This is a genomic window from Stenotrophomonas maltophilia group sp. P373, assembly GCF_053295075.1.
This window is the reverse complement of the sequence record NZ_CM129994.1, coordinates 1,676,388-1,690,271: the sequence shown is the minus strand read 5'-3', so window position 1 is coordinate 1,690,271 and position 13,884 is coordinate 1,676,388. Positions and strand designations below refer to the sequence as shown.

Annotated in this window: 14 protein-coding genes and 1 tRNA gene; 4 read left to right on the top strand and 11 right to left on the bottom strand. The window is 67.1% G+C overall.

Going from position 1 to position 13,884, the window contains the following annotated elements; genetic code table 11:
- Positions 1 to 182 precede the first annotated feature (182 nt).
- From ACSYHF_RS07855 to ispG, 3 genes are all read right to left on the bottom strand, one after another.
- Positions 183 to 830, bottom strand: a complete 648-nt coding sequence (locus ACSYHF_RS07855) for a response regulator (RefSeq protein ID WP_005416124.1) — start codon at positions 828 to 830, stop codon at positions 183 to 185.
- Positions 831 to 1,031: 201 nt separating this feature from the next.
- On the bottom strand, positions 1,032 to 1,781 hold the full coding sequence (locus ACSYHF_RS07850) for a phosphatase PAP2 family protein (protein ID WP_111174923.1): 750 nt from the start codon (positions 1,779 to 1,781) through the stop codon (positions 1,032 to 1,034).
- Complete coding sequence (gene ispG / locus ACSYHF_RS07845) at positions 1,762 to 3,027, bottom strand: flavodoxin-dependent (E)-4-hydroxy-3-methylbut-2-enyl-diphosphate synthase (protein ID WP_049423521.1); 1,266 nt, start codon at positions 3,025 to 3,027, stop codon at positions 1,762 to 1,764. The genes ACSYHF_RS07850 and ispG overlap by 20 nt, the downstream gene beginning before the upstream one ends.
- A gap of 114 nt (positions 3,028 to 3,141) precedes the next feature.
- On the opposite strand from ispG, the gene ACSYHF_RS07840 reads away from it, so the two are divergent.
- Positions 3,142 to 4,368, top strand: coding sequence for an ATP-binding protein (locus ACSYHF_RS07840; RefSeq protein WP_005416121.1), 1,227 nt, complete (start codon positions 3,142 to 3,144; stop codon positions 4,366 to 4,368).
- A complete protein-coding gene (locus ACSYHF_RS07835; RefSeq protein WP_005409063.1) occupies positions 4,365 to 4,928 on the top strand; it encodes a response regulator transcription factor in 564 nt (187 codons plus the stop codon). The genes ACSYHF_RS07840 and ACSYHF_RS07835 overlap by 4 nt, the downstream gene beginning before the upstream one ends.
- Positions 4,929 to 5,015: 87 nt before the next feature.
- On the opposite strand, the gene pgi is transcribed toward ACSYHF_RS07835, so the two are convergent.
- From pgi to pcnB, 6 genes are all read right to left on the bottom strand, one after another.
- On the bottom strand, positions 5,016 to 6,530 hold the full coding sequence (gene pgi, locus ACSYHF_RS07830) for a glucose-6-phosphate isomerase (protein ID WP_111129115.1): 1,515 nt from the start codon (positions 6,528 to 6,530) through the stop codon (positions 5,016 to 5,018).
- Positions 6,527 to 6,907 (bottom strand): aspartate 1-decarboxylase, encoded by a 381-nt coding sequence (panD, locus tag ACSYHF_RS07825; RefSeq protein WP_005409061.1) that lies wholly within the window; start codon positions 6,905 to 6,907, stop codon positions 6,527 to 6,529. Before panD ends, pgi begins: the two co-directional genes overlap by 4 nt.
- Before the next feature lie 161 nt (positions 6,908 to 7,068).
- Positions 7,069 to 7,908, bottom strand: a complete 840-nt coding sequence (gene panC / locus ACSYHF_RS07820) for a pantoate--beta-alanine ligase (protein ID WP_338168031.1) — start codon at positions 7,906 to 7,908, stop codon at positions 7,069 to 7,071.
- Complete coding sequence (gene panB / locus ACSYHF_RS07815) at positions 7,905 to 8,720, bottom strand: 3-methyl-2-oxobutanoate hydroxymethyltransferase (protein ID WP_049439732.1); 816 nt, start codon at positions 8,718 to 8,720, stop codon at positions 7,905 to 7,907. The genes panC and panB overlap by 4 nt, the downstream gene beginning before the upstream one ends.
- Positions 8,721 to 8,754: 34 nt before the next feature.
- Positions 8,755 to 9,240 carry a 2-amino-4-hydroxy-6-hydroxymethyldihydropteridine diphosphokinase gene (gene folK / locus ACSYHF_RS07810; protein WP_005416118.1) on the bottom strand — a complete coding sequence of 162 codons (486 nt, stop codon included), beginning with the start codon at positions 9,238 to 9,240 and terminating at the stop codon, positions 8,755 to 8,757.
- A 3-nt stretch (positions 9,241 to 9,243) separates the two neighbouring features.
- A complete protein-coding gene (gene pcnB / locus ACSYHF_RS07805; protein WP_425605005.1) occupies positions 9,244 to 10,617 on the bottom strand; it encodes a polynucleotide adenylyltransferase PcnB in 1,374 nt (457 codons plus the stop codon).
- Positions 10,618 to 10,669: 52 nt separating this feature from the next.
- Here pcnB and ACSYHF_RS07800 point away from each other — a divergent pair.
- Positions 10,670 to 10,744 (top strand) — tRNA-Glu (locus ACSYHF_RS07800).
- 478 nt (positions 10,745 to 11,222) lie between these two features.
- On the opposite strand, the gene ACSYHF_RS07795 is transcribed toward ACSYHF_RS07800, so the two are convergent.
- Positions 11,223 to 12,647 carry a sugar porter family MFS transporter gene (locus ACSYHF_RS07795; RefSeq protein ID WP_188248742.1) on the bottom strand — a complete coding sequence of 475 codons (1,425 nt, stop codon included), beginning with the start codon at positions 12,645 to 12,647 and terminating at the stop codon, positions 11,223 to 11,225.
- A gap of 194 nt (positions 12,648 to 12,841) precedes the next feature.
- Here ACSYHF_RS07795 and fdxA point away from each other — a divergent pair, with 194 nt between their 5' ends.
- Positions 12,842 to 13,165, top strand: a complete 324-nt coding sequence (gene fdxA / locus ACSYHF_RS07790) for a ferredoxin FdxA (protein WP_005409054.1) — start codon at positions 12,842 to 12,844, stop codon at positions 13,163 to 13,165.
- 198 nt (positions 13,166 to 13,363) lie between these two features.
- On the opposite strand, the gene ACSYHF_RS07785 is transcribed toward fdxA, so the two are convergent.
- A complete protein-coding gene (locus tag ACSYHF_RS07785) occupies positions 13,364 to 13,879 on the bottom strand; it encodes a hypothetical protein (RefSeq protein ID WP_005416115.1) in 516 nt (171 codons plus the stop codon).
- Positions 13,880 to 13,884: the final 5 nt, after the last annotated feature.

The window sequence follows — 13,884 nt, the reverse complement described above, 5'->3', positions numbered from 1 at the left end:
GGCGGCGCACGGAAACTGTCGGTGGCCCTGCGGAGGGATTGCGCAGGGGCGTAAGCGCCATGGATGGCGCGCCCGAGCCTTCAGGGATGGATTCACGGCGTCCCCTGCGCGGTCCCTCCGCAGGGCCAACCCCAGAAATCCAACCGCACCACCGCGAGGGGCTCAGCCGTTGGCCGAAACCCTTACAACGGCCGCGCCGGATCCACCAGCCCGTACTGGCTGGCCATGCGCGCCAGCGCGATGTTGTCGTGGATCCCCATCTTCTCGAACAACCGCGCCTTGTGCGTGTTCACCGTCTTCGCACTCAGGCTCAGGCGCCGCGCGATGTCTTCCTGGCGCAGGCCCTGGGTCAGCAGCAAGGCTACTTCCAGTTCGCGCGGCGACAGGCTGTCGAACGGCGATCCATTGCCCTCCACCGTCGACAGGGCCAGGTTCTGCGCGATGCTGGTGCCCAGGTAGCGACGGCCCATGGCCACATCGCGCACCGCGCGCAGCAGCTCCTGTGCATCGCAGCCCTTGCCGATGTAGCCCGCGGCCCCCGCCTCCAGCAAGCGCTTCGGCAGCGGCCCGTCTTCCAGCACCGATACGATCACCACGCGGGTGTTGCGGTGGCTGCGGACGATGCGCTCGGTCACTTCCATGCCACTCACACCGGGCAGGTGCAGGTCGCACAGCACCACGTCCGGCAACAGTTGGCGGACGTCGCGCAGTGCGTCTTCACCCGTCTCGGCTTCGCCCACCACCTCGATGTCGGTCTCCCCCGACAGGATCATCTTCATCCCGGTGCGGACCAGCGCATGGTCATCCACCAGGTAGACTCGAATCGTCATTCACGTACCTCTTCGAATGCGGCCATTGCAGGTCAAGCTAGGCAGGGCGCCGATACCCCTGCAAGCGCGTCCGGGACGCGATCCAGGCGTTCTGCCTTGCGCATCACAGTAACGCGCGTTGTGCTTGCCCCCTGTCTTGCAGAACCTGCTGCAACGAAACAACTGATCTATTACGTAGACGCCCCGGAAGGGTCATCCACGTCACCCCCCCTGTGATGATGCTTCGCTGGCCGTCGCTGGCGGCGAATCCCGACGTCGCCAAGGATGCCGGCGACTGAACATGACCAGATAGCACCCTACCACCCAAACCAGCGCGGCACACCATCCGGCCAGGATGTCCGAGGGATAATGCACGCCCAGATAGACCCGTGAGACGCTCACCAGCAGGCTGAACAGGGGCGCCAGCAGCAGTACCGGCCAGCGCCAGCGGGTATTCCAGGCCAGCAGCACCAGGGTCGCGGCAAGGGTCATCGAGCCCATGGCGTGCCCGCTGGGGAAGCTGAACGTCGATTCCGGCGCAATCGACTCCCACAGGCTGGGGCGCTGGCGCTGGAAGAAGTGCTTGCTGCCCATGTTCAGCAACGCCGATCCCACGAAACTGACCGCGACGAAGGTCGCCTCGCGCCAGCGCCGGTAGCCCAGCAGCGCACCGATGATCAGCACGTCAGCAGGGATCAGGAACCACTCGTAGCCCAGTTTCGAGATGAGCACGAAGAAGCGGTCCAGCCATGGCGAATGCAGGCCATGCATCTGCCACAGCAGCGGCGCATCGAAATGGAACGATTCAAATTCGTGCACTTCGTCAGCCAGGGCGACGAAGCCCGCCAACGGCAGCAGTACGCCACCGAACAGCAGGACCAGGCGCCAGGCGTTGCGCGCCATCCAGTGGCGGAAACCGGAGGCCGACTCCGGAGCGGCGAGGATCGCAGGCTTATCCGGCGCTTCGGACATATTTGTGTTCGACGTAATCGTCGATCAGGGCGACGAACTCCTGGGCGATGTTGTCGCCACGCAGGGTCACCTTCTTCTCGCCATCGACGAATACCGGTGCTGCCGGCGTCTCGCCCGTGCCCGGCAGGGAGATGCCGATGTTGGCATGGCGCGACTCACCCGGCCCATTGACGATGCAGCCCATCACCGCCAGGGTCATGTTCTCCGCACCCGGGTGGTGGATCTTCCACAGCGGCATCTTCTCGCGCACATGGTTCTGCACCACTTTGGCCAGTTCCTGGAAGAACTCGGAGGTGGTGCGGCCGCAGCCCGGGCAGGCCGTGACCAGCGGCGTGAAGGCGCGCTGGCCGGTGGTCTGCAGCAGTTCCTGGGCGACGATCACTTCCTGCGTGCGCGACTGGCCCGGTTCCGGGGTCAGCGAGATGCGGATAGTGTCACCGATGCCTTCCTGCAGCAGCACGCTCAGCGCTGCCGACGAGGCGACGATGCCCTTGCTGCCGATACCGGCTTCGGTCAGGCCCAGGTGCAGGGCGAAGTCCGAGCGCTGCGCCAGGTCGCGGTACACCGCGATCAGTTCCTGCACGCCACTGACCTTGGCCGACAGCACGATCCGATCGCGCGGCAGGCCCAGTTCCACGGCCTGCTCGGCCGAATCCAGCGCCGAACGGATCAGCGCCTCACGCAGCACGCGGCCGGCGTCCCAGGGCTGCTCGCGCAGGTTGTTCTCGTCCATCAGCCTGGCCGCCAGGGCCTGGTCCAGCGAGCCCCAGTTGGCACCGATGCGCACCGGCTTGTTGTAGCGGATCGCGAACTCGATCAACTGGGCGAACTGCAGGTCCTTCTTCTTGCCGAAGCCGACATTGCCCGGGTTGATGCGGTACTTGGCCAACGCTTCCGCACATGCCGGTTCGGCAGTGAGCAGCTGGTGGCCGTTGTAGTGGAAGTCACCGATCAGCGGTACATCGATACCCATCATCGCCAGCTTGTCGACGATGCGCGGAATGGCCGCAGCGGCTTCCACGGTGTTGACGGTCAACCGCACCATCTCCGAACCTGCACGCCACAACTCGGCCACCTGCTTCACGCTGGAGGCCACGTCGGAGGTATCGGTGTTGGTCATCGACTGCACCACCACCGGCTTGCCTCCGCCTACGGTGACCCCGCCGATCTGGACGGCATGGGTCTGGCGACGGGGCCAGGCGGTGGCATCGGAGGGGGGAGTCGGGCGGGTGACGGCGTCGTGCATGGGCGCATTCTACCGCCCACTCCCGCATTCGGGGTGACTCGCATTCAGCCTGCGGCACGGCTGCGGCCGATTGTCGCAGGCATGTACACGCATGAACGCATACGATGAGCGTGAATGACCGGTCCCGACGCCCCGTTTCTCCGTACCCTGTGCAGCCTGCGCTGGCTTGCCGTAGGCGGCCAGGCCGCCACCATCCTGGTCGCGACCTGGGTGCTGGGCCTGCCGTTGCCGCAGCTGCCGTTGTGGGCCGGCGTGGCGGTGCTGGCCCTGTTCAACGTCTATACCCAGCTGCGCCCGGAAGCGGCCGACACTGCGCCGCTGACCGCATTCGGCCATATCCTGGTGGACGTGATCATCCTGACCTGGATGGTGGGCTGGAGCGGCGGCATGGCCAACCCGTTCAGCTCACTGTTCCTGATCCTGATCGCGCTGGCCGCCTTCGCCCTGCCCCTGCGCTGGGCACTGGCGGTCGCGCTGGCCTGCCTGCTCGGCTACGCCGCCAGCGGCATTTTCGGGCAGGCGCTGCCGGACGGCTACTTCCGCTCTCAGGACCTCAATCGCTGGGGCGTGGTCGCCAACTTCCTGATTTCCGCCACAGTGGTGCTGGCCTTCTCCACCCGCCTGGCACTGGCCCTGCGGGAGCGCGAACTGGAACTGTCGGCGCTGCGTGAGCGCTTCGCCCGCAACGAGGGCATCGTCGCCCTGGCCACCCATGCCGCCTCGGTCGCGCATGAGCTGAACACACCGCTGGCGACCATGACCCTGCTCGCCGACGATGTCGCCGAGCGCAGCGAAGAGCCTGAAGTGCGCGAAGACATGGAAACCCTGCGCGAGCTGCTGGTGCAGTGCCGGGAACGTGTGCTGGCGCTGGCCGCACCAGCCTCGGCCGACGCGCCGGGCCGCAGCCATTCCAGCGCCCAGCAGGTACTTGAACAATGGCGCCTGGTGCGGCCGACCATCGACCTGCACCGCAATGACGATGCGCCGCTGCGGCTGCCGCTCGACCCGGGCGTAGGCCATCTGTTGATGGTCCTGCTCAACAATGCCGCCGATGCCGGCGAGAAGGCCGGCCGGCCGCGCGTGGACCTGGACCTGCGCATCGAGGGCGACGACCTGATCGGCGAAGTACGCGACTACGGCCATGGTTTCGACGCCCGTGCCGCCGTGCTGCCGGGCAAGCTGTTCGGCAGCAGCAAGAGCGAGGGCATGGGCGTCGGCCTGGCCCTGTCCCATGCCACCATCGAACGCCTCGACGGCGAGATGTGGATGCGCCCGGCCCAGGGGGCCGGCAGCCGCGTCGGCTTCCGCCTGCCGCTGGCCCCACGCGAGGAAACCCCATGAGCGCCTCAACCCTTGGTCTGCTGGTCGACGACGACGAGCTGTACCTGCGCACCCTGCAGCGCAGCCTGGCCCGCAAGGGCCTGGAAACACAGACCGCACAGGATGCCGCCAGTGCCCTGGCACTGGCCCGCCAGCATCCGCCGGCGTTCGCGCTGATCGACCTGAAGCTGGGCAGCGATTCCGGCCTGGCGCTGATCCAGCCGCTGCGCGCACTGCGCGCGGACATGCGCATCCTGCTGGTGACCGGCTATGCCAGCATCGCCACCGCAGTGGAGGCGATCAAGCTGGGCGCGGATGATTACCTGCCGAAGCCGGCCACGGTGCCGATGATCCTGCGCGCCCTCGGTGAAGAGGACGACGGCCCGGCCGACGATGGCGAAATGGAAGTGCCCGATGCGATGACGCCGATCAGCCGCCTGCAGTGGGAACACATCCAGCAGGCGATGCACGAAACCGGCGGCAATGTCTCGGCCGCCGCGCGCCTGCTCGGCATGCACCGGCGCTCACTGCAGCGCAAGCTGGCCAAGCGGCCCAGTCCGGAACGCGATCCGAGCCGGTGACGCGGTAGTGCCGGCCGCTGGCCGGCAACCTCATGAACGCTGGGCACGTCACCGGAATGCCGGCCAGCGGCCGGCACTACCCGGGCATCAGCCCTTCAGCTGCGCCAGGATCTCGCGGGTCATCGGGTCGGCAACCGCCACATCCTCGCCCTGCAGCGCCGGCAGCAGGCCACTGGCCAGCTGCTTGCCCAGTTCGACACCGAACTGGTCGAAGGCGTTGATGTTCCAGATCACCGACTGCACGTACACAGCGTGCTCGTACATGGCGATCAGTGCACCCAGCGCCTGCGGGGTCAGCGCGTCGAGCAGGATCAGCGTGCTCGGCCGGCCCCCCGGGTAGTCGCGGTGCGGATCTTCGCTGCCCTGGCCATTGGCCAGCGCTTCGGTCTGCGCCAGCAGGTTGGCCAGCAAGGCCTGGTGATTGATCGTATAGGGATCATCGTTGTGCACACAGCCGATGAAGTCGGCCGGAACGACGCTGGTGCCCTGGTGCAACGCCTGGAAGAAGCTGTGCTGCACATCGGTGCCCGCCCCACCCCACCACACCGGCACGGTGTCGACGGTGACCGGCTGGCCGTCGCGCTGCACGCGCTTGCCCAGGCTTTCCATCACCAGCTGCTGAAGGTAAGCCGGCAGCAGCGCCAGGCGCTGGTCGTAGGTCATCACCGCGTGGGTGGCATGGCCCAGCAGGTTGCGGTTCCAGATGTCGGTGAGGCCATGCAGCACCGGCAGGTTGCGCTCCAGCGGTGCATCCAGCGCATGCGCATCCATCTGCGCCGCGCCTTCCAGCAACTGTTCAAAACGTTCGAAGCCGATTGCCAGCGCAATCGGGAAACCGACCGCCGACCACAGCGAATAACGGCCACCGACCCAGTCCCACATCGGCAGCACGCGATCGGCGGCGATCGCGAAGGCCTTGGCGGCGCGCTCCGGATTGGCGCTGACCGCATACAGGCGCTCGCTGCCACCCAACCAGTCGTGCAGGATCTGGCCGTTGAGCAGCGTTTCCTGCGTGCCGAAGGTCTTGGAGATGAGGATGCCGGCGGTCTTCGCCGGATCCAGCGTGGCCAGCGTGCGCTGCATGGCGGCGCCGTCCACGTTCGACACGAAATGCACGCGCAGGCGCGCACCGGTGACCGGGCGCAGCGCATCGGCGACCAGGCGCGGGCCGAGGTCGGAACCCCCGATGCCGACACTGACCACATCGGTCACGCCGCTGTCTTCCAGCGCGCGCACCAGCACGCCCATGCGCTGGCGGATGCCACGCGCGGTGGCATAGGCCTCGGCTGCCACCGGCGCATCGACCACATCGCCACGCAGCGCGGTGTGCAGCGCGGCGCGACCTTCGGTCAGATTGACCTGCTCGCCACGGAACAGGCGGGTGATGGCGCCACCGACATCACGCTCGGCAGCCAGCGCCAGCAACGCCTGCAGCGCCGCGGCATCGTATTTCTGCCGGGCGAAGTTGACGTACAACGGACCGACCCGCAGCGCCAGGTCCTGCACGCGGCCGGGTTCGGCGGCGAGCAGGCTGGGAATGCTTGCGCCCTTCAGGCGCTGGGCGTGGGAATGCAGCGAGTCGAATCCGTTGTTCGTTGTCATGCGGCCTGGGTCGGGATCGTGTCGTTGGTGTGGGTGATCTGGTTCTTGCCATCAACGTACACCAGCTTCGGCTTGAAGCTGTCAGCTTCCTGCTCGGTCATGCTGGCGAACGCGGCGATGATGATGATGTCACCGACCTGCACGTGGCGCGCGGCGCCACCGTTGAGCGAGACAACGCCGCTGCCGGCTTCGGCGCGGATGGCATAGGTCGAGAAGCGCGCACCGTTGGTCACGTCCCAGATGTGCACCTGTTCGAACTCGCGGATGCCAGTGGCAGCCAGCAGGTTGTCATCGATGGCGATCGAGCCTTCGTAGTTCAGCTCGGAATGGGTGACGGTGGCGCGGTGGATCTTGGTCTTGAGCAGGGACAGGTGCATGGGGGCGCTGCAACGGCAAAGGAAAGAGCGGATTCTAGCACCCGCACAGCGCCGGGCATTACGGCCGGCAACCTGTTCAGGTAGGCGGTGAAACCGGAGGCGGATCCCTTTTCCCCTGGGAAAGGGATCTGACCCCATGCATCGCGCGGCGCCGCCGGAGTTCAGAACTCCAGGTTGTCGATCAGCCGGGTGGTACCCAGCCGTGCGGCGATCAGCGCCACCCGGCCGCCGCCGTCGAAGGTCGGCTCGGCCAGCTCCGGAGTGCGCAACACGGCGTAGTCGACCTGGAAACCGGCGGCCTGCAGCGCAGCGGTGGCATCGGCCTCGATGCGCTCGCGCACCTGCCCGGCCACGTAGCCTTCGCGCATCCCCAGCAGGGTGCGGTGGATGGTGGTCGCGACCGGGCGCTGTTCGGCGCTCAGGTACTGGTTACGCGAACTCTTGGCCAGGCCATCCTCGTCCCGCACGATCTCCGCACCGACGATCTGGATCGGGAACGACAGCTCGGCCACCATCTGCTTGATCACGGCAAGCTGCTGGTAGTCCTTGCGACCGAACACGGCCACGTCCGGCTGCACCTGCAGGAACAGGCGCGCCACCACCGTGCACACGCCATCGAAGTGCCCCGGGCGGCTGGCACCTTCCAGCACTTCACTCACGCCCGGCGCGTGCATGCGCGTGGTCCTGTCCACGCCCAGCGGATACATCGCCTCCACGCTGGGCAGCCACACGGCATCGCAGCCGACCTGTTCCAGCCCGGCAACGTCGGCCTCGGGCGTGCGCGGGTAGCGGCTGAAGTCCTCGTTCGGCCCGAACTGGGTCGGGTTGACGAAGATGCTCGCCACCACCTTGTCGGCATACTGGCGGGCCAGGGCCACCAGCGAGTGGTGGCCCCCATGCAGGTTGCCCATGGTCGGCACCAGCGCCACGCGCAGGCCCTCGCGCTTCCACTGGGCGATCTGCCCGCGCAGCGCGCCGAGCTCGTTGAAGGTCTGGATCATTGGGCGTACGCGTGCTGTTCGTCGGGGAAGCTGCCGTCGCGCACGGCGTCGGCAAACGCGCGGGTGGCACCGGCCACCGAGCCGCCTTCGGCAAGGAAATCCTTGACGAACTTGGGACGGCGATGGCCACTGTCCAGGCCGAGGAAATCGTGCAGCACCAGCACCTGGCCATCGCACTGCGGGCCAGCACCGATACCGATGGTCGGCACATCCACCGCAGCGGTCACTTCGGCCGCGACGGGGGTCGGCACGCATTCAAGCACCATGATGCTGGCGCCTGCGGCGGCCACGGCCTTGGCATCCTCCACCAGCTGGCGCGCAGCATCGCCGCGGCCCTGGATCTTGAAGCCGCCCAGGCGCAGCACCGATTGCGGGGTCAGGCCCAGGTGCGCGCAGACCGGAATCTCGCGCTCGACCAGGTAGCGGATGATGTCGACCTTGAAGCCGGCACCTTCGATCTTGACCATCTCGGCACCGGCCTGCAGCAGCTGCAGCGAGGCATCCAGCGCGCGTTCCGGGGTGGCATCGGCACCGAACGGCAGGTCGGCCACCAGCAGCGCACGCTGCAGCACGCGGGCCACGGCGCGGGTGTGGTAGACCATGTCGGCCACGGTCACCGGCAGGGTCGAATCATGACCCTGCACGACCATGCCCAGCGAATCGCCGATCAGGATCAGATCGACGCCGTTGGCATCGAAGGTGCGGGCGAAGCCGGCGTCGTAGGCGGTCAACATGACCAGCTTCTGGCCATTGCGCTTGGCCTCGGCCAGGGCGGGAACGGTCCAGGGCTTGCTGTCTGCGTGGGTGCTCATGTGCTGATAACCGGGGGAGATAACCCGGTCATTATCACCCTATCGGCGCAATCCCGCAGGCATCCACCCGCACCACTGCATCCCGCACGCTGCCATGACCGGGAATGGCCAGATCAGGCGCGATTTCGGCCAGTGGCACCAACACGAAGGCACGCTCGTGCAGATAGGGATGAGGTACCTGCAGGCCGGGCAGGTCGATCACCTGCGTGCCATACAGCAGCAGGTCCAGGTCCAGCGCGCGCGGCCCCCAGTGCACCGCCGGATCGCGCACGCGGCCAAAGCCCCGCTCCAGCGCCAGCATGGCCTGCAGCAACTCATCGGCCGCCAAGGTGGTTTCGACCGCAGCCACGGCATTGACGAACGGCGGCTGGTCTTCATTGCCCCAGGCCGGGGTTGCATAGAGCCGCGAGGCCTGTCGCAGGCGCGTTCCCGGCAGGCCGTCCAGCGCGGCAATCGCCGCGCCCACGGTCGCGGCCGCGTCGCCAAGGTTGGCGCCGAGGCCGATCCAGGCGAGGGTCATCGCTTACTCGCCCGCCGCAGCAGCACCGGGACGTCGACGGCGACGGCGGCGCTTGCGCGGTGCCCCGCTCTCGTCATCGCCGTCTTCACTGTGCATCGCATCCAGCGACGACTCCAGCTCGCGACCGGACTGCGCCTGTGCTTCGCGCCAGAACTCGACATCCACTGCATGCTCGGACGAAGCGACCTGGCGCAGGCTGAGGAAATCGAACGCGGCGCGGAAGCGCGGGTGGGTCAGGGTACGGAATACGCGCTTGCGCTGGCGCGAGCTGAAGCGCGACTGCAGCAGCCAGATCTCCTGCATCGGCAGCGAGAAGCGGCGCGGCAGCGCGATGGTGCTGAGCTGCTGCACGGTGACCCGGTCGGCGGCGCGGCGCTGCGCCTCTTCCGGTGCCACTCCCTGCTTGAGCAGGGTCGCCTGTGCGCGGCAGAACGCCGGCCACAGCAGCAATGCGAACAGGAACGCCGGCGAGACCGGCTCGTCGTTGGCCACGCGAGCATCGGTGCTGGCCAGGCCCTCGACCAGCATGCGGCGCAGCGCGCCGGTGCGGTTGGACTTCAGCGCCCTGGCGCTCTCCGGGAACAGCACGTCGAGCAGGCCGTAACGCTCAAGGCCTTCGAAGCTGGCCACGCCGTGCCCGGACAGGAACAGCTTGAGCACTTCCTCGAACAGGCGCGCCGGCGCGGCTTCGTTGAGCAGGCCGGCCAGGTGCGGGATGGGCGCGGCGGTACCCTCTTCGATCTGGAAGCCGAGCTTGGCCGCCAGGCGCACCGCACGCAGCATGCGCACCGGGTCTTCCCGATAACGCTGCTCGGGATCGCCGATCAGTTTCATCAGGCGCGCCTGGACGTCTTCGAAGCCGCCGGTGTAGTCGCGCACCGAGAAGTCCTCGATGGCGTAGTACAGGGCGTTGCAGGTGAAGTCTCGGCGGACCGCGTCGTCTTCGATGGTGCCGTACACGTTGTCGCGCACGAGCATGCCGTTTTCCATCTCGCGGTCGCCGCTGCCGTCATCGCTGTTGGCACGGAAGGTGGCGACTTCGATGATTTCGCGGCCGAACACAACGTGGGCGAGGCGGAACCGACGACCGATCAGGCGGCAGTTGCGGAACAGCTGCTTGACCTGTTCGGGCGTGGCATCGGTGGCCACGTCGAAATCCTTGGGTTGGCCATTGACCAGCAGGTCGCGCACCGCGCCGCCGACAAGGTAGGCGCCGAAGCCGGCATCGCGCAGGCGATAAAGCACGCGCAGGGCGTTCGGGCTGATGTCCTTGCGGGAGATCGTGTGCTGGTCGCGCGGGATGACGCGCAGGCTGAACGGTGATGTAGCAGGGGAAATGATGTTGGCGCTTCCGGTTGAAGTTTCGGGATTGCCCAATGGCATCGAGGTGCATATACTAGCGCTCCTGCCTCGGCAGCGACACAGTTACGCTCCCTTCGTCTAGTGGTTAGGACGTGGCCCTCTCAAGGCTAAAACAGGGGTTCGAGTCCCCTAGGGAGCGCCAGTCGCCGCAGCAGGAACCGAAAAAGCCCGCCTTGTGCGGGCTTTTCTGTTTTCCGGGATTTGCATTGGCATCGATCGGTTTGGTCGCAGTAGCGCCCCCCCCCCTGTTCCTGCGTGGGAGGGGGCGGGCCACCCTTTTCTGGACACGCAAGAGCCCATCCATGGTGCTCGATGGCGCCATCCATGGCGCCAACGGTCCAGAAAAGGGTGGCCCGCCCCCTCCAGACAGTTTCCCGCGAAGGCGGCACGAACAGCTTCGCCCCTCCGCAGCCAATTCAATCCCGACGCGCAGACCTGCGTCCGCCAGAACCGCAATGCCTGACGCGAAGGCGGGGCAGCTCAAGCCGGGACCGTTGGCGCCATGGATGGCGCCATCGAGCCCCCATGGATGGGTTTACGGCGTGTCCCGGATTGGGCTGCCCCGCCTTCGCCCTCGATGACACCGAGGCGCCAACGAATGCAACCGAAGCCAGTCGCCGTCAGCCTTCCATCTGCTCCAGCTCCTTGCCCTTGGTCTCGCGCACGTAGCGGACCACGAAGACGATCGAGAGGATCGCCGCGACGGCGTAGATGCCATAGGCGCCGGCCAGGCCGATGCCGGCCAGCAGCATCGGGAACGTCACGGTGATCGCGAAGTTCGAGGTCCATTGCGCCGCACCCGCCACCGCGAGCGCCGGGCCGCGGATCTGGTTGGGGAACATCTCGCCCAGCATCACCCACATCACCGGGCCCCAGGACATGTTGAAGAACACCACGTAGACGTTGGCTGCCACCAGCGCCAGCCGCCCCATGCCATCGGACAGCTGCAGGCGCCCATCGACGAGGCTGCCGCTGGCAAACGCCACCACCATCAGCACCAGCGCCACCGACATGCCGACCGAACCGATCCACAGCAGCGGCCTGCGCCCGATGCGGTCGATCAGCAGTACCGTCAGCAGGCAGGCACCGATGCTCAGCGCGCCGGACAACACGTTGATCAGCAGCGCGTCGCTTTCCGAGAAACCCACCGCCTGCCACAGCACCGCGCCGTAGTAGAACACCACGTTGATGCCGACCAGCTGCTGGAACATGGCCAGGCCGATACCCACCCAGAGGATCGGGCGCAGCTTGCCGGTGGCCTTGTTGCGCAGGTCGCCGAAGCGCGGCTTGTGCTGGTCCTGGGCCAGGCTCGCCTCGATCTCGGCCTGCTTGGCCGTGGCCGCGGCCTCGCCGTACAGCCGCGCCAGCACCGCCCTCGCCTGCCCCTGGCGCCCCTTCAACACCAGGAAACGGGGGCTTTCCGGGATCACCAGCAACAACAGGAGGAACAGCCCCGAGGGCAGCACCTGCATCCAGAACATCCAGCGCCAGGCCTCATGGCCCAGCCACAGGGGCTCGGTCGAGGCGCCGGCGGCACGCGCCAGCAGGTAATTGCTGAGGAAGGCCGCAAACAAGCCGCAGATGATCGCCATCTGCTGCACCGTGGCCAGCCGGCCGCGGTAACGCGCCGAGGCGACTTCGGCGATGTAGGCCGGTGACATCACGCTGGCCGCGCCCACCGCGAAACCGCCCAGCACGCGGGCGGCGATGAACAGCCAGGACGCGTGGGCCGCGCCGGCACCGAGCGCCGAGACAAGGAACATCAGCGCTGACACGATCAGGACACCGCGGCGTCCCAGGCGATCACCCAGCCACCCGGCCAGGAAGGCGCCGATCGCGCAGCCCAGCAGCATCGAGGCGACTTCGAAACCGAGCGCCGCCTCACTGGAGTTGAAGGCCTGGCGGAGGCCATCGACCGTGCCATTGATGACACCACTGTCGAAACCGAACAGGAATCCACCAAGGGTGGCCACGCAGCTGATCAGGACGATGAATGCAGTGTTCTCACCGCCATGGGGCGCGGTGCTGGGCTGGGTTTGGGACATGGACGATCCTGCTGGGAAGGGAGTCCGGCCACGGTGGGCGACCGAGTGCCCCGCAGCGTCGCACAGCCCCCGCCGTGCCGCCAATGACTCCCACGGTCGCGCCTGCCAGACGCCCGTTCTCCGCCCCGCGCCGACACCGGGGGCCAACCTGTTCTAGAATTGGCAGGTTCAGGAATCGATCCACCCCCAAGCCCATGCCCTTTGTCGTCACCGAAAACTGCATCAAGTGCAAACACACCGATTGCGTGGAAGTGTGCCCCGTGGATTGCTTCCACGAAGGCCCGAACTTCCTGGTGATCGACCCGGATGAGTGCATCGACTGCACCCTTTGCGAGCCGGAGTGCCCGGTCAATGCGATCTTCCCGGAGGACGATGTTCCTGCCGGACAGGAAGGCTTCGTTGCCCTCAACGCCGAGCTGGCGAAGGAATGGCCGGTGCTGACCGTGCGCAAGGACCCGCCCGCCGACGCCGGCGAATGGGATGGCAAGCCGGACAAGCTGAAGCTGCTGGAGCGCTGAGAAGCGCCCACGGCGGTAACGAAAAGGGCGCCCATGGGCGCCCTTTTCTGTTCTTCGGCAGACCCCAACCGTGCGCTCCGGCAGGTGCCAACCGCGCAACCTGGTAGGTGCCAACCTTGGTTGGCACAAAAGCGCCGACCAAGGTCGGCCGCTACCAGAGCGGGTGCGGACCAAGGCCCGCAGCCATCCGACCAGCCCTTACTGGGCGAGCTTCGCCTTCAGCGCGGCGATCAGCTTCACCGGCGCTTCGGCGGTGGCCGGCAGGCCACGCGGGTCAACCGCGGAGATGTAGGCGCCGGCATCGACGGCCACTACGCGGACCAGGAAGTTGCTGCCCTCGTAGGCCACGTCGTACGAACCCAGCAACTGCGCGCGGCTGGCGATGGTCACGCCCTCCACGCCTTCCAGTGCGGTACCGACCTTGGCGAAGGCTTCATCCTTGCCACCGGCAATGGTGAAACCGGTGCTGCCGGCTGCCGGAGCCGCAGCAACCGGCGCCGCCGGCTTGGTGGCCGAGGCCAACGTCGGCACCTTGTTGTCGGTGGTGGCATTGGGCAGGTTCAGATCCGGCGGCACTTCCAGCGGACGCATTTCCGGGGCCAGGGCGTAGTCGCCCTTGGCGCCGCGCTTGAAGCAGCCGGTGGTGCCGGCAGCGACCGCCACGGCAAGCAGGGCATAGGACAGCACGCGGACGGTGGAAACGGATTGACGCATGTGAA

Coding starts and splice junctions, on each gene's coding strand:
- ACSYHF_RS07855 (WP_005416124.1), bottom strand. CDS start 830: ATGACGATTCGAGTCTACCTGGTGGATGACCATGCGCTGGTCCGCACC.
- ACSYHF_RS07850 (WP_111174923.1), bottom strand. CDS start 1,781: ATGTCCGAAGCGCCGGATAAGCCTGCGATCCTCGCCGCTCCGGAGTCG.
- ispG (WP_049423521.1), bottom strand. CDS start 3,027: ATGCACGACGCCGTCACCCGCCCGACTCCCCCCTCCGATGCCACCGCC.
- ACSYHF_RS07840 (WP_005416121.1), top strand. CDS start 3,142: ATGACCGGTCCCGACGCCCCGTTTCTCCGTACCCTGTGCAGCCTGCGC.
- ACSYHF_RS07835 (WP_005409063.1), top strand. CDS start 4,365: ATGAGCGCCTCAACCCTTGGTCTGCTGGTCGACGACGACGAGCTGTAC.
- pgi (WP_111129115.1), bottom strand. CDS start 6,530: ATGACAACGAACAACGGATTCGACTCGCTGCATTCCCACGCCCAGCGC.
- panD (WP_005409061.1), bottom strand. CDS start 6,907: ATGCACCTGTCCCTGCTCAAGACCAAGATCCACCGCGCCACCGTCACC.
- panC (WP_338168031.1), bottom strand. CDS start 7,908: ATGATCCAGACCTTCAACGAGCTCGGCGCGCTGCGCGGGCAGATCGCC.
- panB (WP_049439732.1), bottom strand. CDS start 8,720: ATGAGCACCCACGCAGACAGCAAGCCCTGGACCGTTCCCGCCCTGGCC.
- folK (WP_005416118.1), bottom strand. CDS start 9,240: ATGACCCTCGCCTGGATCGGCCTCGGCGCCAACCTTGGCGACGCGGCC.
- ACSYHF_RS07795 (WP_188248742.1), bottom strand. CDS start 12,647: ATGTCCCAAACCCAGCCCAGCACCGCGCCCCATGGCGGTGAGAACACT.
- fdxA (WP_005409054.1), top strand. CDS start 12,842: ATGCCCTTTGTCGTCACCGAAAACTGCATCAAGTGCAAACACACCGAT.
- ACSYHF_RS07785 (WP_005416115.1), bottom strand. CDS start 13,879: ATGCGTCAATCCGTTTCCACCGTCCGCGTGCTGTCCTATGCCCTGCTT.